The 25,379-nt window shown below is 68.3% G+C and carries 24 protein-coding genes and 1 riboswitch; of the genes, 11 read left to right on the top strand and 13 right to left on the bottom strand.

All coding sequences use genetic code 11. The annotated features are described in order from the left end of the window. Positions 1-6: 6 nt before the first annotated feature. The gene (locus tag GBO37_RS14490) at positions 7-1,470 is read right to left on the bottom strand and encodes an aminotransferase class V-fold PLP-dependent enzyme (RefSeq protein WP_252929776.1); all 1,464 of its coding nucleotides are present in this window, start codon (positions 1,468-1,470) and stop codon (positions 7-9) included. 104 nt (positions 1,471-1,574) lie between these two features. Here GBO37_RS14490 and GBO37_RS14485 point away from each other — a divergent pair, with 104 nt between their 5' ends. The 4 genes from GBO37_RS14485 (at position 1,575) to tdh (ending at position 4,926) form a co-directional block, all read left to right on the top strand. Next, positions 1,575-2,045 carry an Lrp/AsnC family transcriptional regulator gene (locus GBO37_RS14485; RefSeq protein ID WP_045982091.1) on the top strand — a complete coding sequence of 157 codons (471 nt, stop codon included), beginning with the start codon at positions 1,575-1,577 and terminating at the stop codon, positions 2,043-2,045. 15 nt (positions 2,046-2,060) lie between these two features. Beyond that, positions 2,061-2,621, top strand: a complete 561-nt coding sequence (locus GBO37_RS14480) for a helix-turn-helix domain-containing protein (protein ID WP_045982090.1) — start codon at positions 2,061-2,063, stop codon at positions 2,619-2,621. 83 nt (positions 2,622-2,704) lie between these two features. Next, a complete protein-coding gene (locus GBO37_RS14475; RefSeq protein ID WP_252929774.1) occupies positions 2,705-3,898 on the top strand; it encodes a glycine C-acetyltransferase in 1,194 nt (397 codons plus the stop codon). After that, a complete protein-coding gene (gene tdh / locus GBO37_RS14470) occupies positions 3,895-4,926 on the top strand; it encodes an L-threonine 3-dehydrogenase (protein WP_252929773.1) in 1,032 nt (343 codons plus the stop codon). Before GBO37_RS14475 ends, tdh begins: the two co-directional genes overlap by 4 nt. On the opposite strand, the gene GBO37_RS14465 is transcribed toward tdh, so the two are convergent. From GBO37_RS14465 to bhcR, 6 genes are all read right to left on the bottom strand, one after another. After that, entirely contained in the window at positions 4,923-6,173 is a 1,251-nt protein-coding gene (locus tag GBO37_RS14465; RefSeq protein WP_252929771.1) for a DUF2254 domain-containing protein, read from the bottom strand. The genes tdh and GBO37_RS14465 overlap by 4 nt on opposite strands. Positions 6,174-6,262: 89 nt before the next feature. Then, entirely contained in the window at positions 6,263-7,018 is a 756-nt protein-coding gene (locus GBO37_RS14460; protein WP_252929769.1) for an ABC transporter ATP-binding protein, read from the bottom strand. After that, positions 7,015-7,992: an iron ABC transporter permease gene (locus tag GBO37_RS14455; RefSeq protein ID WP_252929767.1), complete on the bottom strand. Its 978-nt coding sequence runs from the start codon at positions 7,990-7,992 to the stop codon at positions 7,015-7,017. Before GBO37_RS14455 ends, GBO37_RS14460 begins: the two co-directional genes overlap by 4 nt. Continuing rightward, positions 7,989-8,792 (bottom strand): ABC transporter substrate-binding protein, encoded by an 804-nt coding sequence (locus GBO37_RS14450; protein WP_252929765.1) that lies wholly within the window; start codon positions 8,790-8,792, stop codon positions 7,989-7,991. Before GBO37_RS14450 ends, GBO37_RS14455 begins: the two co-directional genes overlap by 4 nt. Beyond that, positions 8,789-10,681: a TonB-dependent siderophore receptor gene (locus GBO37_RS14445; protein WP_252929763.1), complete on the bottom strand. Its 1,893-nt coding sequence runs from the start codon at positions 10,679-10,681 to the stop codon at positions 8,789-8,791. Before GBO37_RS14445 ends, GBO37_RS14450 begins: the two co-directional genes overlap by 4 nt. 132 nt (positions 10,682-10,813) lie before the next feature. Further along, a riboswitch (cobalamin riboswitch) is annotated at positions 10,814-11,001 on the bottom strand. Between the two features lie 62 nt (positions 11,002-11,063). Continuing rightward, entirely contained in the window at positions 11,064-11,885 is an 822-nt protein-coding gene (gene bhcR, locus GBO37_RS14440; protein WP_252929962.1) for an HTH-type transcriptional regulator BhcR, read from the bottom strand. A 197-nt stretch (positions 11,886-12,082) separates the two neighbouring features. On the opposite strand from bhcR, the gene bhcA reads away from it, so the two are divergent. The 4 genes from bhcA to bhcD are packed head-to-tail and all read left to right on the top strand — an operon-like array spanning position 12,083 to position 16,381. Continuing rightward, the gene (gene bhcA, locus GBO37_RS14435) at positions 12,083-13,273 is read left to right on the top strand and encodes an L-aspartate--glyoxylate aminotransferase BhcA (protein ID WP_252929761.1); all 1,191 of its coding nucleotides are present in this window, start codon (positions 12,083-12,085) and stop codon (positions 13,271-13,273) included. After that, positions 13,273-14,238 (top strand): beta-hydroxyaspartate dehydratase BhcB, encoded by a 966-nt coding sequence (gene bhcB, locus GBO37_RS14430; RefSeq protein ID WP_252929961.1) that lies wholly within the window; start codon positions 13,273-13,275, stop codon positions 14,236-14,238. Before bhcA ends, bhcB begins: the two co-directional genes overlap by 1 nt. Beyond that, entirely contained in the window at positions 14,235-15,398 is a 1,164-nt protein-coding gene (bhcC, locus tag GBO37_RS14425; protein ID WP_252929758.1) for a 3-hydroxy-D-aspartate aldolase BhcC, read from the top strand. Before bhcB ends, bhcC begins: the two co-directional genes overlap by 4 nt. A 17-nt stretch (positions 15,399-15,415) precedes the next feature. Continuing rightward, positions 15,416-16,381, top strand: a complete 966-nt coding sequence (gene bhcD / locus GBO37_RS14420; RefSeq protein ID WP_252929960.1) for an iminosuccinate reductase BhcD — start codon at positions 15,416-15,418, stop codon at positions 16,379-16,381. A 42-nt stretch (positions 16,382-16,423) separates the two neighbouring features. Here bhcD and GBO37_RS14415 read toward each other — a convergent pair whose 3' ends face one another. Further along, on the bottom strand, positions 16,424-16,852 hold the full coding sequence (locus tag GBO37_RS14415; RefSeq protein WP_252929757.1) for a heme-binding protein: 429 nt from the start codon (positions 16,850-16,852) through the stop codon (positions 16,424-16,426). A 225-nt stretch (positions 16,853-17,077) separates the two neighbouring features. Here GBO37_RS14415 and GBO37_RS14410 point away from each other — a divergent pair, with 225 nt between their 5' ends. Continuing rightward, positions 17,078-17,971 (top strand): LysR family transcriptional regulator, encoded by an 894-nt coding sequence (locus GBO37_RS14410; RefSeq protein ID WP_252929755.1) that lies wholly within the window; start codon positions 17,078-17,080, stop codon positions 17,969-17,971. A gap of 228 nt (positions 17,972-18,199) precedes the next feature. Next, positions 18,200-18,955, top strand: coding sequence for an IclR family transcriptional regulator (locus tag GBO37_RS14405; protein WP_252929753.1), 756 nt, complete (start codon positions 18,200-18,202; stop codon positions 18,953-18,955). 32 nt (positions 18,956-18,987) lie between these two features. Here GBO37_RS14405 and GBO37_RS14400 read toward each other — a convergent pair whose 3' ends face one another. From GBO37_RS14400 to GBO37_RS14380, 5 genes are read right to left on the bottom strand one after another with little or no spacing between them, the layout of a single operon-like run. Next, positions 18,988-19,983, bottom strand: coding sequence for a branched-chain amino acid ABC transporter permease (locus GBO37_RS14400; protein ID WP_252929751.1), 996 nt, complete (start codon positions 19,981-19,983; stop codon positions 18,988-18,990). 1 nt (position 19,984) lies between these two features. Next, complete coding sequence (locus GBO37_RS14395) at positions 19,985-20,872, bottom strand: branched-chain amino acid ABC transporter permease (RefSeq protein ID WP_045983482.1); 888 nt, start codon at positions 20,870-20,872, stop codon at positions 19,985-19,987. A 1-nt stretch (position 20,873) separates the two neighbouring features. Continuing rightward, on the bottom strand, positions 20,874-21,575 hold the full coding sequence (locus GBO37_RS14390; protein WP_045983481.1) for an ABC transporter ATP-binding protein: 702 nt from the start codon (positions 21,573-21,575) through the stop codon (positions 20,874-20,876). Next, positions 21,572-22,348: an ABC transporter ATP-binding protein gene (locus tag GBO37_RS14385; RefSeq protein WP_045983480.1), complete on the bottom strand. Its 777-nt coding sequence runs from the start codon at positions 22,346-22,348 to the stop codon at positions 21,572-21,574. Before GBO37_RS14385 ends, GBO37_RS14390 begins: the two co-directional genes overlap by 4 nt. Before the next feature lie 15 nt (positions 22,349-22,363). After that, positions 22,364-23,569 (bottom strand): ABC transporter substrate-binding protein, encoded by a 1,206-nt coding sequence (locus tag GBO37_RS14380; RefSeq protein WP_045983479.1) that lies wholly within the window; start codon positions 23,567-23,569, stop codon positions 22,364-22,366. Between the two features lie 282 nt (positions 23,570-23,851). Here GBO37_RS14380 and GBO37_RS14375 point away from each other — a divergent pair, with 282 nt between their 5' ends. After that, positions 23,852-25,378: an argininosuccinate lyase gene (locus GBO37_RS14375; protein WP_252929749.1), complete on the top strand. Its 1,527-nt coding sequence runs from the start codon at positions 23,852-23,854 to the stop codon at positions 25,376-25,378. The last annotated feature ends 1 nt before the right edge of the window (position 25,379 follow it).

Raw genomic sequence — 25,379 nt, 5'->3', positions numbered from 1 at the left:
CCCCGCCTATGCGATGCGGGCCAGTGACGCGTCGGGCCGCAGGGTGAACCGCGAGGTCGCGGGGTCGACCTGATACAGCCCGGCCCACCGCGCGGCGTTCCGCGCGAGGTCATCGACCGCATCGATGATCCGGTCGGCCTTGGCATCGTCCAGCAGCACCGAGAAGTTCAGCCGCACCCAGCCCGGCTTCTCGGTGTCCGCTCCCTGCGCGATGCGGGCGAACAGGGCGTCCGACTGCACCCGGTCGATCCCCAGCAGCCGGTGGGCATAGCTGCCCGCGCAGGCGCAGCCGCCGCGGGCCTGCACGCCATGGATGTCGGACAGCATGCGTGTGAACAGCTGGTGATGGACCAGCCCGCCCCGCCCGTCGTGGATGCGGAAGGACAGGATCGGCAGGCTGTCGGCCGGCGCATCGGGGGCCATCACCTGGATGGCCGGGTTGCCGCGCCACGCGGCCAGCGCCCGGTCGCGCAGGACGCGCCCGCGGGTGGTGATGACATCCTGACCCAGGGCCTCCTTCGCGATCATGGCCAAGGCCACGCGGATGTCGCCGATGACGTTGGGCGTTCCCCCCTCCTCGCGCGCCGACAGCGAGGACGCATAGGCATGCCCCCAGGGCGACACGAAACTGACCGTGCCGCCGCCCGGCAGCGTCGGCGTCGCCCGTCGCGCGATCGCGTCGCGGACGACCAGCACCCCCGATGCCCCCGGCCCGCCCGGAAACTTGTGCGGAGAGAACACGATGGCGTCCTTGGCCGCATCCGTTCCCGCCCGCATCGACATCGGGACATAGGGCGCGGCGGCGCCGTAATCCCAGATCGCCACCGCGCCATGCGCGCGCAGGATGCGGGTCACCGCATCCGTGTCGGTCAGGATCCCGGTCACGTTCGAAGCCGCCGAAAAGCTGCCCACCAGCAGATCGGCCCCCGCCTGATCGGCCAGCACCGCCTCCAGCGCGGGCAGGTCGGGCCCGCCGGTCGCAGCCTCGGGGATCTCGATGACCACGGCACCGCTTTCGCGCCAGGGCAGGATGTTGGAATGATGCTCATAGGGGCCGATGACCACCACGGCCCGGCCGCCGCGCGCCGTGATGCCCGCGATGTCCAGAAGACCCACCAGCCGGTTCAGGCCTGCGGTCGACCCCGACCCGGCAAAGATCGTGCTGTATCCCGGTCCCGCGCCGACCATCCCCGCCACGCAGGCCCGCGCCGCCTCCCTCAGCCCCGAACAGTAGGCGCCGACAAAGGACGCCTGCGTGTGGGTGTTGGCGTAATAGGGCAGCACGCGGGTCAGCACGAACTCCTCGACCTGGCGCAGCGCGCGGCCCGAGGCCACGTAATCGGCATAGATCATCGGCACCGGACCGAAGGGCCCGTCGATCACCACGTCATCACCGATCAGCCCCGCCCGCAGGCCCCCGACGGCGTCGCCGGCCGTCAATGTCGCCCGAAACTCGTCCAACTGTGCCATGAAAACCCCGATCCGGCCTGCGTTTCGCAATAACTATTCCCGCGGCAGCGCAATTTCATTCCTTGTTTCTTGCATTCCGAAAGCGATATTGGGTCATATGACCCATGAACCGGGGGAACGGCGTGGACCGCATCGACAGGCGCATCCTTGAGGAGCTGCAACGCGACAGCGCGATTTCGCAGCGCGTGGTGGCGGAGCGGGTCGGGCTGTCGCAGAACGCCTGCTGGCGGCGGATGCAGGCGCTGGACAAGGCGGGCGTGATCCGCAACCGGACCGTGACGCTGGACCGCGACAGGCTGGGCATGGGGCTGGTCGTGTTCGTGATGATCAAGACCCGCCACCATTCCGCCGACTGGCTGGCGATGTTCCGCAAGCACGTGTCGGCAATTCCCGAGGTGATCGACTTTTTCCGCATCGGCGGCGAATACGACTATATGCTCAAGGTGGTGACGCAGGACATGGGACGCTATGACCTGTTCTATCAACGCCTGATCTCGGGCATCGAACTGCACACCGTCACGTCGCATTTCGCGATGGAGGCGATCGAGGAACAGCGACCCATCGCGCTTGCCTGACGGACCGAGGGCCCCATGAACCAGAACACCGACATCGTCCAGCGCCTTGCCGCCCGCCTCAAGGAGGCGCGCCGCGCCAAGGGCCTCAGCCTGGACGCGGTGGCGCGGCTGTCGGGCGTCAGCCGGTCGATGGTCAGCCAGATCGAACGCGCCGAATCCAGCCCGACCGTCGCGACCCTGTGGAACCTGACCCAAGCCCTGCAGGTCGATTTCGCCGGCCTGTGGGAGGCGCGGGCCGAAAGCGACATCCGCGTGGTGCAGGCCGCCGCCGCGCCGGTCATCGCCGACCGGGGGCGCGACGTGGTGATCCGCATCCTCAGCGCGCCGCAGACCGTCGGAGAGCACGAGATCTACGAGATCCGCCTTGGCCCCGGCGCCGCGCTGGAGTCCGCGCCCCACCGCACTGGCTGCCGCGAGGATGTCGTGGTGCTGGAGGGCGCGGTCACCATCACCTCGGGCGACGAACGGGCGGCCCTGGCGCAGAACGATGCCGCGAACTATGCCGCCGACCGCCCGCACAGCGTCACGGCGGGCGATGCCGCCGCCCGCGTGCTGATGATCGTGCGGGACAGTTGATCCGTCATCACGGACGGATTTCTTTTATCTTGCCCGGCGGAGGCAAAGGCCCTAGCCTCCGTTAAAACGGAGGTACTGACCACATGACGGATACAAGCGCGTTTCTGGACAGCGTCAGCCAGCAGTTGGACCAGATCGGCCAGGAAGGGTTGACCAAGCGCGAACGCCTGATCACCGGGCCCCAGGGCAGCCGCGTCGCGGTGGCGGGGGCGCCCACGATCAACCTGTGCGCCAACAACTATCTGGGGCTGGCCAATCATCCCGCCCTGCGCGCGGCGGCGGTCGCGGCAATGGACAGCCACGGCTTTGGCATGGCATCCGTGCGGTTCATCTGCGGGACGCAGGACCTGCATCGCCAGCTGGAACAGCGCCTGGCCGGGTGGCTGGGCCATGACGACGCGATTCTGTTCGCGTCCTGTTTCGACGCCAACGGCGCGCTGTTCGAACCGCTGCTGGGCCCCGAGGATGCGGTCATCTCGGACGCGCTGAACCATGCGTCGATCATCGACGGCATCCGTCTGTGCAAGGCGCGTCGCTATCGCTATGCGAACGGCGACATGGACCAGCTGGAATCCCGCCTGCGCGAGGCGCGGGACGGCGGGGCGCGTTTCATCATGATCGCCACGGACGGCGTGTTCTCGATGGACGGCCATCTGGCGCCCCTGCCCGCGATCCGCGATCTGGCCGACCGCTATGGCGCGGTGGTGATGGTCGACGACTGTCACGCGGTGGGCATCATGGGGCCGAAGGGCGCGGGCACGCCGCAGCACCTGGGCGCGCGGGTCGACCTGCTGACAGGGACGCTTGGCAAGGCGCTTGGCGGCGCGCTTGGCGGATACATCGCCGGGCCGCAGCCGGTCATCGACCTGCTGCGCCAGCGGGCGCGACCCTATCTGTTCTCGAACGCGCTGCCGCCGTCGATCGTCGCCGCGGGGCTTGCCGCGATCGACCTGATCGAGGGCGCGGACGACCTGCGCGCGGACCTCGCGCGCAAGACCGCGCATTGGCGCAAGGGCCTGACCGATGCGGGGTTCGATCTGCTGCCCGGCCAGCACCCCATCGTGCCCGTCATGCTGTCCGAGGCCCCCTTGGCGCAGGCCATGGCAGCCGCGCTGGAACGGCGCGGCGTCTATGTGGCGGGGTTCTTCTTTCCGGTCGTGCCGCGCGGTCAGGCCCGTATCCGCACCCAGATGAACGCCGCCATCGACATGGCCGACCTGGACACCGCCCTGCAGGCCTTTGTTGAGGCGGGTCGCGAAACCGGAGCGATCCGATGAAGGCGCTGGTCAAGACCGGCCCCGGAGAGGGGCTGGCCCTGCAGGACCGCCCCGTGCCCCAGATCGGCCCGTCGGATGTCCTGATCCGGGTGCGCAAGACAGGCATCTGCGGGACGGACGTGCATATCTGGAACTGGGATGAATGGGCCGCCCGCACCGTCCCCGCGCCCATGATCACCGGCCACGAATTCGCCGGAGAGATCGTCGAACTGGGCCGCGACGTCACCGGCCTGACCCTGGGCCAGCGCTGTTCCGGAGAGGGCCACCTGATCGGCCATACCAGCCGCCAGAGCCGGTCGGGCCAGTTCCACCTGGACCCCGAAACCCGCGGCATCGGCGTCAATGTCCCCGGCGCCTTTGCCGAATACCTGGCGCTGCCCGCCTTCAACGTGGTGCCGCTGCCCAACGGCGTGTCCGACCGGATCGGCGCGATCCTGGACCCGCTTGGCAATGCCGTGCACACCGCGCTCAGCTTTCCGCTGATCGGAGAGGACGTGCTGGTCACCGGCGCAGGGCCCATCGGCATCATGGCCGCCGCGGTCGCGCGCCATGTCGGCGCGCGTCACGTGGTCATCACCGACGTGAACCAGACGCGGCTGGACCTGGCGGCGCGGGTGGCCGACGTGGTCCCGGTCAACGTCTCCTCCGAGGACCTGCCGTCGGTCTGCGCCCGCCTTGGCATGCGCCAAGGGTTCGACGTAGGCTTGGAAATGTCGGGAAATGCCGCGGCCTTCGACCAGATGGTCGGCGCGATGGTGATGGGCGGGCGCATCGCCATGCTGGGCATTCCCGCCGCGCCCACGCTGGTCGACTGGAACCGCATCGTGTTCAAGTCGCTGGTCATCAAGGGCATCTATGGCCGCGAGATCTTCGAGACCTGGTACAAGATGCTGGCCATGCTGGAGAACGGCTTGGACGTCAGCGCCGTCATCACCCACGATCTGCCGATGGCCGAATTCGAACAGGGCTTCCGCACCATGAAGGCCGGCCAGAGCGGCAAGATCGTGCTGGACTGGGACCAGGTCTAGCCCACCGTCTGGATGGCCTCGACGACCGCGTTCAGGCGTTCGCGTTCCGACGGCAACATCTGGTCGCGGCATCGCGCCATCGCCTCGGCCGAGTGGCGCCGGGCAGAGGCCGCGAACCGGTCCGGGGCGATCTGCGCCAGCGCCAGCAGCGATTTCTGCAACCGCATCTGCACCGCGAAGATGGCCGAACCGCCGCGCGCGATGGGCGGGAAGACGTCGTCCAGCAGATCCTCGACCGCCAAGGCGGGCACCCAGACCCGCGGAAAGTCCAGCGCGATCTCGCGCGCGTCGGCGCAGGCGGACAGCAGGCGGACCGACCGGCCCAGGATGTCGATCGCGGTGCCCGGGTCGTTGACGGCGGGCGAGAGGGCGCGTTCGGCGATCTCTGTCAGGACGGTCAGGCCGAACCGCGGGTCCTGGTCATAGGTGCGGCTTTCCGCGACGGTCAGCGCCTTGCACAGGGCCTCGTCATCGGGTTGCTGGTCGGACGCGGTCTGGCGCGCGATCCACAGGGCCGGGAGGCCGGGATGCAGGAACCTGCCCGGCAGGGCCGCCAGGTGGATGTCCACGCCCGCGTCGTCGGCCATCGCCTGCAGCGCCGGCATGTCGACATGGACCAGATAGCCGATCTGGTCGTGATGGACGGCACGGGCGCCGGGCGGCGGGCCCGACCCCTCGTGACCGCCCAGGAAGGGCGTGTCCAGCCGGTGGTCCAGCGCGCTGCGGGCGGCCTCCTCGACCTTGCGGATGGAATCGTCCATCAGGCCGAAGACGGTCAGGTGCGCGATCCAGCGCAGGATTGCGATGACGATGATGACCACGACCAGGATCGTGGCCACGAACAGCACCAGCCGGTCATTGTCGGAATAAAAGCCCGCGTTCAGCGCGATGATGCCGATCAGGCTGAACAGGAACGACCCCAGGAAGGTCGACAGGACGCGCTGAGTGGTGCGGTCCGATTTCAGCAGCTGCGTCGCCCGCGGCGTGACCGACCCGGATGCCGCCGTGAAGGCCGACACCATGATCCCAAGCGAGAAGGTGACCACCGACAGCATCGAGCTGGCCAGGACCGACAGCACCGCCTCGACCGCGCCAGAACCCAGCTTGTCGCCCAGCCCGTCGGGCAGCATGGGCCCGATCAGCGGCGCGACGAAGGCCGTGCCGATGCCCATCACCGTGTAAAGCGCCGCGACCACCCAGATCTTCTGGGAGATCCTGACGATGAACCACCTTAACCTGGACGACATCCGCACCCTTGCCCGCTGACCCTGTACCCCGCCGCGGACCATGACCCGGAACGGGGTGCGGGGTCCAGATGCCGCAGCCGCTTTCGCGCCTATGCGCGCGGCGTGACCCGAAGTGGCTGAAAGATCGGACCGTCCGGACCGTCCGCCAGATGCGCGGCGATGCCGAAGACCCGCGCCAGCAGGTCGGAGGTCAGCACGGCGGCGGGCGGTCCGCCGGCCACGATGCGGCCCCCGTCCAGCACCACCAGCCGCGTGCAGTGCCGCGCGGCCAGCCCCAGGTCGTGCAGCGACGCGACCACCCCCCGCCCCTGCCGCGCAAGTCCCGCGAACAGGTCCATGACGCCGATGGCGGCGGCGGGGTCCAGCCCGGCGATGGGCTCGTCCGCGATCAGCAGGGGGGTGTCCTGCGCCAGCGCGCGGGCGATCAGCACGCGGGCCTGCTCGCCGCCTGACAGGGTGGTGGCATCGCGGTGACGAAGGGCCGTCAGGCCCAGGGCCTGCAGCGCGTCGTGGACCGCAGGGTGGTCGCGCGGCGCGGCGGCATCGGGATGGGCAATGCGGCCCAGGGCCACGACCGCCTCCACCGGCATCGGCCAGGCGATGTCACGGCCCTGCGGCAGATAGGCCGCCTGGCGCGCCCGGGCGTCGGGGGCCAGCGCCGCCAGCGATGACCGCCCCGTCGCCGGCAACAGGCCCAGGGCCGCGCGCAGCAGTGTCGTCTTGCCCGCGCCGTTCGGGCCCAGCAGGCCCACGAACTCGCCCGGCCCCACGTCGAGGTCGATCCGGTCCAGCACCGGCACCGCGCCGCGCGACAGGGACAGGCCGTACAGCCGCATGAGGGTCATGCCCGCGCCCTCAGCCGCAGGATCAGCTGCAGGAAGAAGGGCGCGCCGATCAGGGCGGTCAGGACGCCCAGCTTGAGGTCGCGCCCCGGAAGGATCACCCGCACCGCGATGTCGGCCGCCAGCACCATCGCCGCCCCGCCAAGCGCCGATGCCCCCAGCAGCCGCCCCGGATCACCGCCCACCGCGCGGCGCAGCAGATGCGGCACGACCAGCCCGACGAAGCCCACGGTGCCCGCCACCGCCGTGGCCCCGCCGACCAGCGCCGCCGTGCCCAGCACCAGCCGCAGCCGCAGCGCGCGCAGGTTGACGCCCATGCTGGCGGCGGCGTCCTCTCCCAGGCTGAGGGCGCGCAGGGCACGGGCGGCGGGCCACAGGATCACCGCGCCCGCGATCATCACCGGCACAGCGATGCGGACATGCAGCATGGAGCGGTCGACCAGCGACCCCATCATCCAGAAGACGATCTCGTTGGCGGCAAAGGGGTTGGGCGACAGGTTCAGGACCAGCGACGTCGCGGCCCCGGCCAGGGCCGATATGGCGATCCCCGCCAGGATCAGCGCCAGCGCGCCGCCGCGCGGGCCCGCCAGCCCCATGACCAGCCCGACCGACAGCGCCGCCCCCGCCAGCGCTGCCAGCGGCAGGCCCAGGGGGAAGGCCGCGGCCAGCCCGGTCTGGATCGCCAGCACCGCCCCAAGCGCCGCCGTGCCCGAGGTGCCGATCAATCCGGGTTCGGCCAGGGGATTGCGCAGAAAGCCCTGCATCGCGGCCCCCGCCAGCCCAAGCGATGCGCCCACCGCCGCGCCCAGGATGGCGCGCGGCAGGCGCAGTTCCTGCATGATCAGGACCAGCAGCGGATCGCCCCGCCCGAACAGCGCCGCCAGCGCGGGCCCGGGCGGCTGCCAGCTGGTCCCGATCATCAGCGATGTCACGACCAGCACCCCCACAAGCGCGCCAAGCGCGGCCGTCAGCCTCATGGCGCGACCTGGCGCAGCTGTGCCACGGCGCGCAGGACATGCGGCGTGCCACAGGCCCAGTCCCGGTCGGGCGCAGTGACGACCTGCCGCCCCGGCGTGATGGCGCGCAGGACGGGATGGTCCATCACCTCCTCGGCGCGCGAGGCACGGGGCTGACGCTGGCCGGTCACGATCAGGTCGGGATCGGCCATCACCAGATCCTCCAGCGGCACAAAGCCTCCCTGCGACAGGCCCAGTTCCGTCGCCACGTTCGTCAGGCCCGCCGCCGCCAGGATCGCCCCGGCCACGCTGTCCTGACCCGAGCTGTAGCCGTTCGCCCCATACAGCGCCGCGCGGCGGTCGGGGCGCGGGTCCGCCTGCAGTGCTGCCAGGTCGCGGTCGAACTGCGCCACGATGCGGTCGGCGCGGTCCCGTTGGCCCAGCACGTCGCCCATCAGGCGCAGGTTGGTGCGGATGCTGTCCAGGTCCGTCCCCATGTCAAAGGTCGCCACGCGCAGGCCCAGCCTGTCCAGCATGTCAAGCGTCGCCGGAGAGGAATAGGTGCCCGCCAGCACCAGATCGGGCTGCAGGGCCAGGATGTCCTCGGCCTGGCCGCGGTTGGTGGGATAGGCCGCGGCCTCGCGCGCCATGGCCGAAGAGACCGGGTCCTGCGCCAGATAGCTGACCGAGGCCAGCTGTCCCGGCGCCGCCACCAGCATCGCCAGCTGATCGGTGCACAGGTTGATCGACACCACCCGCGCGGGCGCGTCGGCCCATGCGGGGGCGGCCATCAGCGCCAGCCCGATCAGCCCGCGGATCACCAGCGCGCCTGCAGGCCGATGGTGCCGGTCCGCCCCTGGTTCGCAAAGCCCCAGACATCCGAATAGTCGCGGTCGAACAGGTTCACCACCCGCGCCGTCGCCCGCACGTTCGGCGTCAGGTCATAGCCCGCGGCAAGGTTGACCACGGTATAGGACGGCAGTTCTTCTACGATACCGTCGTTCCATATCTGGGCATCGAATGTGCCCGCCACGTGACGCAGATCGCCCGTGACCGACCCGCGCCCGTCCAGGATTGCCAGCGTCGCGGTCAGGCCGGCCTCGTGCCGGGGGCGACGGGTCTTGACGCTGCCGTCGGGGTTTTCCGCGTCCAGATAGGTATAGCTGGCGCCCAGGGTCAGATCGTCCGACACCACGATGCGGGCTGCTATTTCCACCCCGTGGCGGGGGCTTTCGCCCGAAAGGTTGAGATAGGAATAGAATTCAACTCCGTTCCGAACCCCGACTACATAGTCGTCAATCTCGTCCTCCAGCGTCTCGTTAAAGTAAGTGATGTCGACGATCCCGCGACCGTCGGGCAACTGCGCCTCGACACCAAGATCAAAGCCACGGTTCTTTTCAGGGCGCAGACCAGGATTGCCCTGATAGACTAGGGTTCCGTAATCGGCATCGGCATACAGCTCGAAATAGGACGGGTTCACCAACCCCGTCCCGGCGGATGCGTGCAGGCGGAACGGACGGTCGGGCATCTGCCAGGACAGACCCAGGTTCCAGCTGGTGAAATCGGCAAAGACGCGGTTCGCGTCGTGGCGCAGCCCGGCCTGGACATCCAGTCCGCTGGCCAGCATCGCGCGGTATTCCAGCGCGACCGACGACATCTCCCGGGACTGCCCCGGCGCAGTCGAGTTGCTGTCGCGCTGATGTTCCGCCAAGAGGTTCAGCAGCTGCGAGGCATCGGCGGCCGACCCGTCCAACCCCAGGCTGGCGCGATATTTCAGCTTTTCGGTCTGGCCGCGCCGGAACGGGCTGTTGTCCTGGCTCTGCCGGGTGTTGCTGTGCTGATAGTCCAGGCGCTGGACCAGGCGGCCGTCCAACGCGGTATGTTCCGCCCAGACCCCGCCCTGAAACTCGTCGCGGCGGCCGAACAGGTCGGCATCGACCAGATAGCTTTCGGCATCGGTCGCGGCAAAGTTCTCGGCGTCAAAGCCGTAATCCTCGGTGGACTGGCGCAGCGCCACCCCAAGGCGCAAATCGTCGGTGGCCTGGACGTCGCCGGACAGGACGGCGGTCTTGCGGTTGATCCCGTCCTTGCCGCCGCCATCGCCCGACTGGTCATAGCCCAGATCGTCGCGCGCCGACAGCGACAGCCGCAGCCCGCCCCGCTCCCCGCGACGGCTGACATGGATCGAGGCCGCCCCGCCGTTCCCGGCCTCGACCGAGCCGCCATAGGACAGGCCCTGGGGCGCGTCGCGGGTGATGATGTTGATCACCCCCGCCGAGGCGTTCGATCCATAGAACACCGATTGCGGCCCGCGCAGCACCTCGATCCGGTCGATGTCGGTGGTCTCCAGCCCGGTCAGGACGTATTCGTCCTCGCCCCCCGCCGCCTCGATGCCGTCGATCAGGATCAGGGTGTGGTTCGCCTCGGCGCCGCGGATGCGGACCTGTGCGATGCTGGCGCCGCTGCCGCTGACCGATACGCCGGGCAGCGCGCGCAGTGCGTCCTGGACGGTGGCGATGCCGCGATCCTCGATCTCGGTCGCGGTCAGGACGGTGTGGGCGCGGGCATAGCCGTCCTGGGCCACGGGCGTGATGCCGGCGGTCAGCACGATCTCGTCCAGCAGGATGGGTTCCCCCGGTGCCGGACCTTGCGCGGCGGCGGTCACGGGAAGGGCGACAAGCGTCGCCAGAAGACAGATCGGACGGCGCATCGGCACGGACCTTTCAAGGCAGGCACGGCCTGCGGCAAACAGAAATGCCCGGCACACGGACCCGGTGGGTCGCGGCAGGACGGTGACTGTCACCACTGCGGATCAGCCGCTTTCCTGGCACGCCCCGCGCCGGAAATGGGTGAGTGCTGCGGCAGGTCTCCTGGCTTGCGGGTCGATGCCTTGGCCGGCCTTCCCGGATCGCTCCAGTGGCATGATCGGCCATCGCTCTCCGCTTACAGTTGCGGGGGCAGCCCCGGATTGTCACCGGTGTTCCCTTTTGATCCGGCATGCAGGCCGGAACCGTAGCGGCGCCCTTGTGGCGCAGAGGCCCCGGAGCTGTCAACGGGATTCGCCCACCCGTTCCACGCCCGGCAAAAGTCGGTCAGCGCCCGCCCCGGCCCGATCCCAGATCGGCCGAAATCCGTTCCGCCGCGGTGGCGACCAGGCCGCCGATGCGGTCGACGGCGGCATCGGTCATGCGGTTCGTGGGGCCCGACACCGACACCCCGGTCACCGCCTCGCCATAGCTGTTGACGATGGAGGCCGCGACACAGCGCATTCCCAGGGTGCGCTCCTCATCGTCAAAGGCAAAGCCGCGATGGCGGATCAGGGCGATGTCGGCCTGCAGCGCGTCCGCGTCGGCGATGGTCTTGTCCGTGAACCGGGTGAAGGTCGCGTCGCGCAGGAACACCGCCAGCCGCGTCTGATCGAACGCCGCCAGCAGCGCCTTGCCGATTCCCGATGCGTGCAGCGGAGACCGGGTGCCGGGCGGGAAAAACGCGCGGATCGTCTGATGCGTCTCGACCTGGCTGACAAACAGCACGTCGCCGTCGCGTTCGATGCCCAAGTTGGCCGTCTCTCCGGTCAGGGCCATCAGGTCGCGCATCACCGCACGGCTGCGTTCGACGATGTTGGTGCGGCGCAGGAAGGCCGAACCAAGGCGGAACGCCTCGGGGCCGATGAACCACTCCTGCCGGTCGGGATTGTTCTCGACATAGCGACGGTGTTCCAGGGTGGCCAGGACGCGGTGCATGGTGGCGGGGGACTGGTCCAGATGCGTGGACAGCCCGGTCAGGGTGATCCCCTCATGCGCGGCCAGGGCCTCCAGCACGTCCAGCCCGCGGTCCAGGGCCTGGATGCTGGCGGCGGGCTGATCAGCCTTGCCGCCTTTTGGCCGTCCCCGCTTGCGCACCGGCTGCTGCATCGGAATCACGCCCCTTCCGTCTGTAACACCACAGAAAAATAATTTCATGAAAGCCGTTTTCCAGCAATGAAAAAATATTGCAGCCATGATTTCGCTGCGAAACCTGCATTAAACCAGATTTCCGAAAAACGATTTCAAAAAAATTTACCGGTTTGCGGACCCGTGCTACACCTTGTCGCATCAAGGAGGAGCCGACCGTGAGCACCCAGAACCCGATCTTCATTCCCGGCCCGACGAACATCCCCGAGGTGCTTCGCAAGGCCGTCGACATGCCCACCATCGACCATCGCAGCCCGATGTTCGGAAAGATCCTGCATCCCGCGCTGGAGGGGGTCAAAAAGGTCCTGAAATCCACGCAGGCGCAGGTCTTCGTGTTCCCCTCCACCGGCACAGGCGGGTGGGAGACGGCGATCACCAACACGCTGTCGGCGGGCGACGCGGTTCTGGCCACGCGCAACGGCATGTTCAGCCACCGCTGGATCGACATGTGCCAGCGGCACGGCCTTGACGTCCAGATCGTGGACCAGTCCTGGGGCGAAGGTATCCCCACCGACCGGTTCGAGGAGATCCTGACCGCCGACACGGCCCATCGCATCAAGGCGGTCCTGGCCACGCATAACGAAACCGCCACCGGCGTCCGGTCGGACATCGCCGCGGTCCGCCGCGCGCTGGACCGGGCGGGCCATCCCGCGATGCTGTTCGTGGACGGGGTCAGCTCCATCGCCTGCTATGACTTCCGGATGGACGAATGGGGCGTCGATGTCGCCGTTACCGGGTCGCAGAAGGGCTTCATGCTGCCCCCCGGCCTGGCGATCGTCGGCTTTTCGCCCAAGGCGATGACCGCGGTCGAGGGCGCGGGCCTGCCGCGCACCTTCTTCGACATCCGCGACATGGCGCGGGGCTATGCCGCGAACGGCTTTCCCTATACGCCGCCCGTCGGCCTGCTGAACGGGCTGAAGGTTGCCACCGACATGCTGCTGGACGAGGGGCTGGAGAACGTCTTTGCCCGCCATCACCGCATCGCCGAAGGCGTCCGCCAGGCCGTCGCGGCATGGGGCATGACGCTTTGCGCTGCGCGACCCGCGCTGTATTCCGACAGCGTCAGCGCGATCCGCACGCCGGACGGGTTCGACGCCAACCGCATCGTCAGCCATGCGCTGAACACCTATGGCGTGGCTTTCGGCACGGGCTTGGGCGATGTCGCGGGCAAGGTCTTCCGCATCGGGCATCTGGGGATGCTGACCGACGTGATGGCCCTGTCGGGGCTGGCCACGGCAGAGATGGTGATGGTCGATCTGGGCCTGCCCGTCACCCTGGGCTCCGGCGTCGCCGCCGCCCAAGCGCATTACCGGCACAGCGCGGGCCAGGCCTGCAGGCAGGCTGCGTGATGGACGCGATCCCGACCCTGGACGACATGCTGGCGGCCCGCGACCGCATCCGCCCGCATGTCCACGTCACCCCCGTCCTGACCAGCCGGATGCTGGACGAGCTGACGGGCGCGCAGCTGTTCTTCAAGTGCGAGAACCTGCAGAAGGCCGGCGCCTTCAAGGCGCGCGGCGCCAGCAACGCAGTCTTTGGCCTGTCGGATGCCCAGGCCGCGCGCGGCGTCGCCACCCATTCCAGCGGCAATCACGGCACCTGCCTGTCCTATGCCGCGGGACGACGCGGCATTCCCTGCACGGTCGTCATGCCCCGCACCGCCCCGCAGGCGAAGAAGGACGCGGTGCGCGGTTATGGCGCGCGCGTCGTGGAATGCGAGCCCTCGACCAGTTCGCGCGAGGCGGTCTTTTCCCAGGTCGTGGCCGAGACGGGGGCAGAATTCGTGCACCCCTACAACGACCCGCGGGTGATCGCCGGACAGGCCACCTGCTCGGCCGAGATGCTGGAGCAGATCCCCGATCTAGACGCGGTCATCGCCCCCATCGGCGGCGGCGGCATGGTGTCGGGCACCTGCCTGACCCTGTCCGCGCTGGCCCCCGCCACGCGCATCTATGCGGCCGAACCCGAACAGGCGGACGACGCGGCGCGCAGCTTTCGCGCGGGCCATATCATCGCAGACGACGCGCCCGTGACCGTGGCAGACGGGCTCAAGGTGCCACTCAAGGACATGACCTGGCATTTCGTCCGCAACCACGTCACCGACATCCTGACCGCGTCCGAGGACGAGATCGTGGCCGCGATGCAGCTGATCTGGAAACGGCTGAAGATCGTGGCCGAACCCTCCAGCGCGGTGCCGCTGGCGACCATCCTGAAGAACCGCGACGTCTTTGCCGGCCAGCGCATCGGCGTCATCATCACCGGCGGCAATGTCGATCTGGACCGCCTGCCCTGGACCAACGGAGATGCCCAATGAACGCCCACGCAGAATTCGCAGGCCTCGAGGTCGGATACGACATTCCCGCCCTGCCGGGGATGGACGAGGCCGACATCCAGACCCCCTGCCTGATCCTTGATCTGGACGCACTGGAACGCAACATCCGCAAGATGGGAGATTACGCCCGCGCCCACGGCATGCGCCACCGGGCGCATGGCAAGATGCACAAGTCGGTCGACGTCCTGAAGCTGCAGGAGCGGTTGGGCGGCGCGGTCGGCGTCTGCTGCCAGAAGGTGTCCGAGGCCGAGGTGTTCGTGCGCGGCGGCATCCGCGACGTGCTGGTGTCGAACCAGGTCCGTGACCCGGCCAAGATCGACCGCCTGGCGCGCCTGCCCTTGCGGGGCAGCCGGATCATCGTCTGCGTCGACGACATCGCCAACGTGGCCGAACTGTCGGCAGGGGCGCAGCGCCACGGCACCACGCTGGAATGCTTTGTCGAGATCGACTGCGGCGCCGGCCGCTGCGGGGTCAGGACGACCGAGGCGGTGGTTCAGATCGCCCAGGCCATCGACGCCGCCCCCGGCCTGAAATTCACCGGCATCCAGGGCTATCAGGGCGCCATGCAGCACATGGACAGCTTTGACGACCGCAAGGCCAAGCTGGACGCGGCCATCGCCCAGGTCCGCGAGGCGGTCGAGGCGCTGACCGCGATCGGCCTGACGCCCGAACTGGTGTCGGGCGGGGGCACGGGGTCCTATTACTTCGAATCCAACTCGGGCGTCTTCAACGAGCTGCAATGCGGCAGCTATGCCTTTATGGATGCCGATTACGGGCGCATCCTGGACCGGGACGGCACGCGCATCGACCAGGGTGAATGGGAAAACGCGCTGTTCATCCTGACCAGCGTCATGAGCCACGCCAAGCCGCATCTGGCGGTGGTCGATGCCGGCCTCAAGGCGCAGTCGGTGGACAGCGGCCTGCCCGTCATCCATGGCCGCACGGACGTGAAATACATCAAGTGTTCCGACGAACACGGCGTGGTCGAGGACCCGGACGGCGTGCTGGCCATCAACGACAAGCTGCGCCTGATCCCCGGTCATTGCGATCCGACCTGCAACGTCCACGACTGGTACGTGGGCGTCCGGGGCGGCAAGGTCGAGGTCGTCTGGCCGGTCTCTGCCCGCGGAAAGGCCTATTGATGCAGACGCAATCCCCCCTGCTGATCGTCCCCGAACACCTGATCGCGGATTTGATCTCGGCCCAGGACTGCTTTGCGGCGGTCGAACAGGTCTTTGCCGCGATGGCGCGGGACACGGCCTACAACTTTCCGGTCATCCGCGAGGCGATCGGCCATGCCGACGCGCTTTACGGGTTCAAGTCGGGGTTCGACCGGGAATCGCTGGCGCTTGGGCTGAAATCGGGCGGGTTCTGGCCGCGGAACGCCGACAAGGGCCTGACGAACCATCAGTCGACGATCTTCCTGTTCGACGCCGATACCGGGCGGTGCCGGGCCGTGGTGGGCGGCAACCTGCTGACCGCGCTGCGCACGGCGGCGGCCTCGGCGGTGTCGATCCGCCACCTGGCGCGGCGGGATGCGCGGGTGCTGGGCATGATCGGGGCGGGGCATCAGTCGACCTTCCAGCTGCGCGCGGCGCTGGATCAGCGGGACTTCGACAGGGTCGTCGGCTGGAACCTGAACCCCGCCGACCTGGACCGATTGGCCAAGGTCGCCGATGAACGCGGCATCCCGTTCCAGGCGGTCGACCTGGATCAGCTGGGCGCGCAGGCGGACGTGATCATCACCATCACCTCGTCATTCGCGCCCATCCTGCAGGCCGCCCAGGTCCGGCCCGGCACGCATCTGGCCTGCATGGGCACCGACACCAAGGGCAAGCAGGAGGTCGAGGCCGCATTGCTGGGCAAGGCGTCGGTCTTTACCGACGAGGTCGCCCAGTCCGTCACCATCGGAGAGGCCCAGCACGCCGTGGCCCAAGGACTGATCGCACCGGACGACATCACCCAGATCGGTGCGGTGATCAACGGCGACCGACCGGGCCGGGTGTCCGACGACCAGATCACCCTGTTCGACGGCACCGGGGTGGGACTGCAGGACCTGGCAGTCGCATCCGCCGCGGTCGATCTGGCGGTCGAACGCGGGATCGCCATCGCGGTCCAGATCTAGCGTCAACCCCGCGCGCCCCACAGCGGACGCGCGGGGACGCGGTCATTTCGCCTGGCGCGCGATCCAGTCGTCGATCCCGGCCTGCGCCACCGCCTGGTCCTGGGCCGGCGTCCCCGAGGACACGCCGATGCCGCCCACGACCTCTCCGTTCCAGATGACGGGCAGACCGCCGCCGACCACCATCAGCCGCCCGCCGATGGCCGAGGCGATGCCATAGGCCGGCGCGCCGGGCTGGCTGGCCGTGCCATAGTCGTGCGTCGCCTTCTTGGCCGCGGCCGCGGTGAAGGCCTTGTCGATGGCGATGGTGGTCGAGGTGACCTTGCCGCCCTCCATCCGCTGAAAGGCGATCAGCTGGCCCGCCTCGTCGGTGATGGCGATGCACATCGGGACGCCGATCGTCCGGGCATGGGCCTCGGCACCGGCCATCAGGATGCGGGCGTCGTCGAGATCGAGTCGGGTCAGGGTCTGCATCGGAATTCCTTGGCTGTTGTCCGGGTGCCCGGCCGCAGCGGAACGACCCGAAGGTCGGCGACGCGGACGGGCAATGCTTAGCAGGCGGGTCGCGGACGGCCACCCCCAATGCGCAACGCGCGCGGGGCGCCGCCGCCCGGATCACGCTAGCGCGACGGTTTCGGTTGCGGAATCATCCGCGACATAGAAGACTTTCCACGTTCCATTGAAAGCGGGCCAACGGCGATGTCCTATCTTGAAAGCTTGCGGGTCTTCGTGCGGGTGGTCGAACTGGGCTCGATCACGGCGGGGGGGCGCGATCTGCGCCTGTCGCCCGCGGTCGCATCGAACCGGATCAAGGATCTGGAAAACCGCTTTGGCCTGCGCCTGCTGAACCGCACCACCCGCAAGCTGACCACGACCGAGATCGGCCGCGCCTTCTATGACCACGCCCGACGCGTGATCGAGACCCTGGACGAGGCCGAGGCCCTGATCGGCAGCTTTTCGGGCAAGCCGCAGGGCGTGATCCGCCTGACCGCGCCCCTGGGCCTGGGACGGCGGCTGGTCGCGCCGCTGATCCCGCCCTTCTGCGCCGACAATCCGGGGATCGAGATCCGCCTGCGCCTGTCCGACCGCAACGTCAACATCGTCGAGGATGCCATCGACCTGGCCTTCTTTCTGGGAGAGCCCGCCGATTCCGCATTGAAATGGCGCAAGATCGCGGAATGCCCGCGGGTGCTGGTCGCGTCGCAGGCCTATCTGGACGCCGCGGGCACGCCGCTGCGGCCGGACGACCTGGCGGGTCACAACTGTCTGTTGCTACGCTATCCCCGCAGCCCGGAATATTACTGGACGCTGCAGACATCGGATGGACCGCGCAAGATGATGGTGCAGGGGCGGTTCGACACCGACGACGGCGACGTGCTGCGCGATTGGGCGCTGGCCGGGCACGGCGTCGCCAACCGCCCGCTGTACGAGGTGACGCAGGACCTGGCCGACGGTCGCCTGGTCGAGGTCCTGCCCGCCAACCGCCCCCTGCCCGCGCAGTTCGGCTGCCTTGCCCCGCACAGGCGTCTGCAGGACCCCAAGGTCCGCATGTTCGCCGACCACGCGGTGCGGGAGCTGCGTCCGCTGTTCTAGGCCGGGGCAAGGACTTTACAGCGACGATTGATAATCGGCACGGGACGAACGCACCACCGCGGGTTTTGTCGTTGATCCGCCTGCATATTCCACGGCCTGTCCGTCCGGTGGGTGATGGCCCGGCGCGTCGCACGCCGCGGGGCATTAACTAATATTTCTGGACGGATTTTCCATCGCATGCGACGCAAAAGAGGTGACCCGACACCGGGTGATCAAGGAGAGACCGCAATGGCCGACCCGACCCGCCGCCGTGGCCGCCCCTGTGCCGACGGACCCGATCGCCCGCTGACCGTCCAGGCGCTGGACCGCGCGCTGGACATGCTGGACCTGCTGTCGCTGCATCCCGGCCTGACGCTGAGCGAGGTCGCGCAGCGCACGGGGCTGCCCGCATCCGCCACGCATCGCATCCTGCAGACCCTGGCCCTGCGCGGCATGGTCGAACGCTGCGCCGCGACGCAATGCTGGTCGGTCGGGCCATCCAGCTTTCGCCTTGGGGCGGCCTTCCTGCGGCGGTCGGGGCTGATCGCGCGGGCACGCCCGATCCTGCAGGACTTGGTCGCGCGGACCCAGGAGACGGCCAACTTGGGCATCCTCAGCGATGGTGGCGTGCTGTTCGTGTCGCAGGTCGAATCCGACCAGCCGATCCGCGTGGCCTTTCCACCCGGAACGCGCGCGTCGCTGACCGGATCGGGCATCGGGCGGGCGATGCTGGCAATCAATGCGGGGCCTGCGCCCGACGCGGCCTGCTCCGATCTGGCGCGCATCCGAAGGCAGGGCTTTGCGTTCGACGATCAGGGACGGATGGCGGGGATGCGCTGCGTGGCCGCGCCCATCGTGGACATGGCGGGGCGCGCGGTGGCCGGGCTGTCGATCAACGCCCCCGCGCATCGGATCGGAACGCGCCAGGTCGGCGCCATCGGCGCGGCGGTGGCCGAGGCCGCCGCTCGGCTGACCGCCGTCACCGGCGAGCAGCTGCACCTGTAGAAGCCCGCCCCGCGGACGGGACGGGCCTTGGTTCAGCTTTCGGACTTGAACCCCAGGCTGCGGCCGATCCGCGAGGCATAGAACTCGCCCACCAGGCCGCGCCGGAACAGCAGCACGCAGACCATGAAGACGACCCCGGTGATGACCGTCACCGGCAGCGGCGAGGTCGCCAGATAGTTCTGCAGCGTCACCACCAGCCCCGCGCCGATGACCGGCCCGATCAGCGTGCCGATGCCGCCCAGCAGCGTCATCAGGATCACCTCTCCGGACATCTGCCAGCCGACATCGGTCAGGGTCGCGAACTGGAACACCAGGCTTTTCACGCTGCCCGCCAGACCGGCGATCGCCGCCGACATGACGAACGCCGCCAGCTTGTAGCGCGCCACGGTATAGCCAAGCGACGTGGCCCGCGCCTCGTTCTCGCGGATGCTTTTCAGGATCATGCCGAAGGGAGAGTTGATGATCCGCCAGATCGCCAGCATCCCGGCCAGGAACACGCCCAGCACGAAGTAGTACATGTTGATCTGGTTCGACAGGTCCAGCACGCCCAGGAAGGTGCCGCGCGGGACGGACTGGATGCCGTCCTCTCCGTTCGTGAAGGCGGCCTGCAGGCAGAAGAAGAAGAACATCTGCGACAGGGCCAGGGTGATCATGGCGAAATAGATGCCCTGACGGCGGATGGCGATCAGCCCCATGATCAGGCCCAGCCCCGCCGCGCCCGCGACCCCGACCAGGATCCCCAGTTCGGGCGACAGGCCCCAGACCTTGACCGCATGGGCGGTGAAATAGGCCCCGCCGCCGAAGAAGGCCGCATGCCCGAAGGACAGAAGGCCGGTATAGCCCAGCAGCAGGTTGAACCCCGCGGCGAACAGCGCAAAGCACAGGATCTTCATCAGGAAGATCGGGTACAGGAACATGGGCACCAGCAGCAGGAACCCCAGCATGGCCAGCAGGATGACCGCCTTGATGCGGCCGGCTGCCGGGATGGTCGCGGGGGCCGCGGGGGTGGTTGCGTCGGAATGGCTCATCTTACACGTCCTTTCCGAACAGGCCCGCGGGCCGCAAGATCAGCACGATCGCCATGATGACGAAGATCACGGTGTTCGATGCCTCGGGGTAGAAGACCTTGGTCAGACCCTCGGCGATGCCCAGCATGTAGCCGGTGACGATGGCACCCAGGATAGACCCCATGCCGCCGACCACGACCACGGCGAACACGACGATGATGATGTTCGTGCCCATCAGCGGCGACACCTGATAGATGGGCGCCGCCAAGACGCCCGCGAATGCCGCCAGCGACGCGCCCAACGCATAGGTCAGCGTCAGCAGCAGCGGCACGTTCACGCCGAAGCTTTGCACCAGCACCGGGTTTTCGGTGGCCGCGCGCAGGTATGATCCCAGCTTGGTCTTCTCTATCAGCAGCCACACGGCGATGCAGACCGCCAGCGACGCCACGATCACCCAGCCCCGATAGATCGGCAGGAACATGAAGCCCAGGTTCACGCCCCCCGCCAGCGCCGGCGGCGTCGGATAGGGCTGCCCGCTGGAGCCGAAGAAGTACCGGAACGTCCCCTCGATCGTCAGGGCCAGGCCGAAGGTGAACAGCAGGCCATACAGATGGTCCAGCTTGTAGAGCCGCGACAGCATGGTCCGTTCGACCAGCGCGCCGAAGGTGCCCACGATCAGCGGCGCCAGGATCAGCGCGATCCAGTAGTTCACGCCGGTCCAGGTCAGCAGCAGCAGGGCCACGAACGCGCCCAGCATGTATTGCGCGCCATGGGCGAAGTTGATCACCCGCAGCAGGCCGAAGATCACCGCCAGCCCAAGCGACAGCAGCGCATAGAACGACCCGTTGATCAGGCCGATCAGCAGCTGCCCCATCAGGGCAGCCATCGGCACGCCGAATATCATCGTCATGTCAGACCCCCAGTTCGCGATTGAGCATGTCCATGTTGGCGGGCAGCTGGCCCACCGGGAATTCCGCGGTCATCTGGCCGTGATCCATCAGATAGAAGCGGTCGGCGACCTTGCTGGCAAAACGGAAGTTCTGTTCGACCAGCACCACGGTCATGCCGCGTTTCTTCAGTTCGCCCAGCACGGTGCCGATGTTCTGGATGATCACCGGGGCCAGCCCCTCGGTCGGCTCGTCCAGCAGCAGGCAACGCGCACCGGTGCGCAGGATGCGCGCCATGGCCAGCATCTGCTGTTCGCCCCCCGACAGCTTCGTGCCGGGGCTGTTCCTGCGTTCGTGCAGGTTCGGGAACAGGGCATAGATCTCGTCGACCGACATGCCGCCCTTGGCCACCACCGGCGGCAGCATCAGGTTCTCCTGCACCGACAGGCTGGCGAAGATGCCGCGCTCCTCGGGGACGAAGCCTAGGCCGGCGCGGGCGGTCTTGTGCAGCGGCATGGTCATCATGTCGCTGCCGGCAAAGGTGATGCTGCCGGTGCGCTTGCGCAAGATGCCCATGATCGACCGCAGCGTGGTGGTCTTGCCCATGCCGTTGCGGCCCAGGATGCAGATCATCTCGCCTTCGTTCACGTGCAGGTCGACGCCGTGCAGGATGTGGCTTTCGCCGTACCAGGCGTTCAGCCCGGCGACATTCAGAAGCGCGCTCATGCGTCGGTTCCCATATAGGCGGTGCGCACGCGGGGATCGGTGGACACCGTGGCGTAATCGCCGCTGGCCAGGATCTCTCCGCGCTGCAGCACGGTGACGCGGTCGCAGATGTCGGCCACGACCGACAGGTTGTGTTCGACCATCAGGACGGCCCGGTCGCGGGCCACGTCGCGGATGATGCCGGCGACGGTGCGCACGTCCTCCAGGCCCATCCCGGCCATCGGCTCGTCCAGCAGCAGGACCTTGGGGTCCAGGGCCAGCGTGGTCGCGATCTCCAGCACGCGCTTGCGGCCATAGGACAGGTCCATCGCGCGGGTGTCGCGATATTCCGTCAGGCCCAGCTGCGCGATCAGCTCGTCCGCGCGCGGGTTCAGCCGGTCCAGCGACGACAGCGACCGCCAGAACTGGGTGGCCAGCCCGTTGGGCCGCTGCAGCGCGACGCGCAGGTTCTCCAGCACCGTCAGATGCGGGAACACGGCCGAGATCTGGAACGACCGCACCAGGCCAAGCCGCGCCACCTCGGCGGGCTTTCTGGCGGTGATGTCCTGGCCCAGCAGCGTGATCGACCCGCGGGTGGGCGTCAGGAACTTGGTCAACAGGTTGAAGACGGTGGTCTTGCCCGCGCCGTTCGGGCCGATCAGCGCGTGGATGCGGCCGTGTTCGACATCCAGGTCGACATCGTTGACGGCGGTGAAGCCGGCGAAATCCTTGCCAAGGCCGCGGGCGGATAACACCACCCGCGGCTGGTCCTGTTGCACAGGCATTGCTGTCATGGGTCCGTCCGCGCCCTAGTTCGCCGCGACCAGCGCGCAACCGCTTTCGGCCGGATCGATGAACGCCTCGGACCCGGGGATGGTCGCCAGGACGTTGAAGTAATCCCAGTCCGTGGTGATGTCGGCCGGTGCCTTGACCTCCAGCAGATAGACGTCGGTGATCAGGCGTCCGTTCGCGCCCACCGTGCCGCCCTGAGAGAAGACGTCGTTGACCGGCAGCGTATGCAGCTGTTCGGACACGGCGGCGGTCTCATCGGTGCCGGCGGCCTCGATGGCCTTCAGGTATTGCAGGACGGCCGAATAGGTGCCGGCATGGACCATGTTCGGCATCGCCTGCGTGCGCTCGAAGAAGCGCTGCGCGAATTCGCGGCTTTCGTCGGTCCGGTTCCAGTAGAAGGATTCCGTCAGGGTCAGGCCCTGCGCGGCCTCGGCGCCCAGGCCGTGGACCTCGGCCAGGGTGAACAGCAGCGCCGCCAGGCGCTGGCCGCCCTGCACGATGCCGAACTCGGCCGCGGACTTGATGGCGTTCTGGGTGTCCAGGCCGGCATTGGCCAGGCCGATGACCTTGGCCCCCGATGCCTGCGCCTGCAGCAGGAAGGACGAGAAATCATTGGTGGACAGCGGATGGCGGACCGACCCCAGCACCTCGCCGCCATTGGCGGTGACATAGGCGCCGGTCTGCTCCTCCAGCGAATAGCCGAAGGCATAATCGGCGGTCAGGAAGAACCAGCTGTCGCCGCCCTGCTCGACCAGCGCGCCGCCGGTGCCCACGGCCAGCGCGTGGGTGTCATAGGCCCAGTGGAACCCGTTCGCGGTGCATTGCGCGCCGGTCAGTTCGGTGGTGGCGGCACCGGTGGTCATGGTGATCTTGTCGGCCTCGGCCGACAGCGCCTGCACGGCCAGCGCCACGGACGAGGTGGTCAGCTCCATGATCGCGTCGACCTGTTCGGTGTCGTACCACTGCCGCGCGATGTTCGATGCGACGTCGGGCTTGTTCTGGTGATCGGCGGTCACGACCTCGATCGGCATGTCCAGCACGGTGCCGCCGAAATCCTCGACCGCCATCAGCGCCGCCTGATAGGAATAGGTGCCGCCGAAATCGGCATAGACGCCCGACTGGTCGTTCAGGATGCCGATCTTGACGACGTCATCCGATACCTGGGCCATCGCGGCGGTGGCCGTGGCGCCCAAGATCGCCACCGATGTCAACAGTCTAGCCATGGTCTTCTCTCTCCCTCGTGTCGGACCGCAGGCGTGTGGACGGGCCACCCGCCGGGTCGGCGGTCCGGTTCATCGTTTCCGTGAATGACTGGCGACCCTCTCCCCAAGGTCGCGCTTGGGAAAGGTTGCAGAATAGGTTTGCCTTGGCAAGGACGCTTGGACCGCCCTGCGGCAACTTGCACAGGCTGCAATCCGCCAGCGGCGCGGGCGGCGGCGGGCCGGGGGTTGGCCTGCGGTCCACAGCCCCTATCCTGACCCCCTGAACACGGGGAGGAGACCACCATGACCTGTCATCCGACACGCCGCATCGCCGCGATCCTGCTGGCGGGCACGCTGTTTCACGCCCAGGCCGCCGCGGCCCAGGACCCTGCCGGTCCCGGCGCGCCGCCGCGCGACGAGTTCTTCTGGCTGGGCCAGATGAACAAGGCCAGCCTGGTCATCAACAGCCAGGAGGGGCTGTTGGACCCGGCCCTGGCCCCGGACATAGCCGAGGCGCTGGCGCAGGTGATCGCCGCGGGCGACGCGCCTGACGGGGAACGCCCCCGCACCGTCATCAGCTTCGAGCCGCTGCTGATCGATGCGGGCGGTCCGCAGGTCACCCTGCTGCATGCCGGGCGGTCCAGCCAGGACATGCACGCCACCTTCCGCGCCGCGATGCTGCGCGACAAGATGCTGGAGCTGGCCGATCAGCTGCACGCGACCACGACCACGATTGTCGACCTGGCCGAACGCCATGCGGGCACCATCGTGCCGAACTATACCAACGGGGTCGCGGCCCAGCCCAACAGCCTGGGGCATTACCTGCTGGGCCATGCCGCCGGCCTGGACCGCGACGCGCAGCGCATCCGCGAGGCCTATGCCCGCATCGACCGCAGCGCGATGGGCACCACCGTCCTGAACGGCACCGGCTGGCCGCTGAACCGCCAGCGGATGGCCGAATACCTGGGCTTTCCGGCGCTGGTCGAGAACGCCTATGACGCGTCGCAGATCTCGTCGATGGACCACCCGGTCGAGGTTGCCGGCATCGTCACCTCGGTCGCGCTGCACAGCGGCAACCTGGTTGAGGACATCATGACCCAATACGCTCAGACCCGCCCCTGGATGCTGCTGGAGGAGGGCGGAGAGAACACCTATGTTTCCTCGGCCATGCCGCAAAAGCGCAATCCGGGCCTGCTGAACAACACGCGCAGCGATGCGTCGCAGGCCATCGCGCTGGCGATGGGGCCGGTCCTGCAGACGCACAACATCACCCCCGGCATGCCCGACCCCAAGGATGTCGCCGACAATGCCGCGATGGTCGATGCGGGCATCGCCACCCTGTCGCGGCTGGACGCGGTCCTTCAGGCGCTGGTCATCGACCAGGATCGCGCGCTGGAGGAGTTGAACAGCGACTGGACCGCCTCGCAGGAGATCGCCGACCGGCTGATGCGCGACCACGGCCTGCCCTTCCGCGAAGGCCATCACGTCGCCTCCGAGATCGTGACACATGCGCGTCAAAACGGGATGGGTCCGCTGGACTTTCCCTATGCCGAGGCGCAGCGCATCTATGCGGATGCCGTCGCAGGCACCGACGCCCCGGCCGATCTGCCCCTGACCCAGGAGCAGTTCCGCCAGGCCCTGGACCCGGCCGCGATCGTCGCCGCGCGCGCCACCTCCGGCGGGCCGCAACCGCAGGAGATGACGCGCATGATCGGCACCGCCCGCGCGCGGCTGGACGATCACGCCGGCTGGATCGCCGCCCGGCGCGGCCATGTCGATGCGGCGCTGGACCGGCTGGACGCGGATTTCGACAGCCTGACGCGGGAATGAC

It is taken from the genome of Paracoccus sp. 08 (assembly GCF_024105395.1).
GTDB classification, from domain to species: domain Bacteria; phylum Pseudomonadota; class Alphaproteobacteria; order Rhodobacterales; family Rhodobacteraceae; genus Paracoccus; species Paracoccus marcusii.
The sequence above is the reverse complement of the archived record's forward strand: the minus strand, read 5'-3'. Positions and strand labels throughout refer to the sequence as shown.